Genomic DNA, 1,217 nt, shown 5'->3' on the forward strand with positions numbered 1-1,217 from the left:
CTAGTGTTGCGTCAAACTTGAAAAGGCATAAAAAAGGACTTATCTTTTTCCTCAAATGGGAGAAGATATGCCAAAAATTTTATATAGGGTGACCCTCACACAGGAAGAACGCACTGAACTTGAAAGTATAGCAAAACGTGGAGAACATGGCAGCCAGAAAGTTCTCAACGCATTGATTTTGTTGGGTGTTGACGAGGGGGAATTTCAAAAGTCCAAAAAATCGACTTCCCAGCTTGTAGATGCACTGCCTATAAGCGCCAGAAAAGTTAACAGGGTTAAACGGAGATTCGTCGAGCATGGCCTTGATGTGGCACTGAATAAACGTAAAGCTGATCGACAACGCTTCAAAAAAATAGATGGTGATATTGAAGCGCATTTGGTGGCAATTTCTTGTAGTCAGCCTCCGCAAGGACATGTGCGCTGGTCATTAAGGATGCTTGCCGACAAACTCGTGGAGCTGGAGTATGTTGATTCAATTTCACACGAAACGGTTCGGCAGACTTTAAAAAAAATGAATTAAAGCCCTGGAAAAAAGAGCAATGGGTAATTCCACCGGAGCATAATGGCGATTTTGTTGCACAAATGGAGCTGGTGCTTGATGTCTATAAGCGGCCATATGACTCTTTGCGCCCTGTGGTGTGCATGGACGAATCTCCTCGTCAATTGATCCGTAACACGCGGCTGCCATTGCCAATCCAATCCGGGCATGGTGAACGGGAAGATTATGAATATGAACGTTGTGGCGTGTGCAATATTTTCATGGCCGTAGAACCACTTGCCGGCAAGCGTCTTGTCCGTGTCACAGAGCGAAAGACAAAAATAGATTGGGCAAAATTCCTGAACGAAATCGCAGAGAAGTATGAGTATGCCGAAAAGATAACTTTGGTAATGGATAACCTGAACACACATACTCCTGGCTCATTATACGAAACATTCATGCCGGCACAGGCAAAAGAGATTTGGGAACGATTTGAGTTTGTTTATACGCCAAAGCATGGAAGTTGGCTTAATATGGCAGAGATAGAACTCAACGTTCTTATCAGGCAATGCCTCTCGCATCGAATTAGCAGCATTGAGCAGATGCGGAGGGAAGTGGATTGTTGGCAGGCACAAAGAAATAATCTTGGCTCCAAGATTAATTGGCAATTTACAACTGATCAAGCCAGGATAAAGTTAAAACGACTTTACCCGACACTTGTAGCTTGACGCAACACTAG

Annotated in this window: 1 protein-coding gene; it reads left to right on the forward strand. The window is 43.9% G+C overall.

The genetic code is table 11. The annotated features are described in order from the left end of the window. Positions 1-67: 67 nt before the first annotated feature. Positions 68-1,206, forward strand: a protein-coding gene (locus G7Y51_RS13455; protein WP_165178261.1) for an IS630 family transposase whose coding sequence is annotated in 2 segments (ribosomal slippage) — positions 68-503 and positions 503-1,206 — 1,140 coding nt in all. Because the reading frame shifts where the segments join, the coding sequence is not laid out codon by codon here. Positions 1,207-1,217: the final 11 nt, after the last annotated feature.

Origin of the sequence: Desulfovibrio sp. ZJ369, from assembly GCF_011039085.1 — a bacterium.
Taxonomy (GTDB): domain Bacteria; phylum Desulfobacterota; class Desulfovibrionia; order Desulfovibrionales; family Desulfovibrionaceae; genus Desulfovibrio.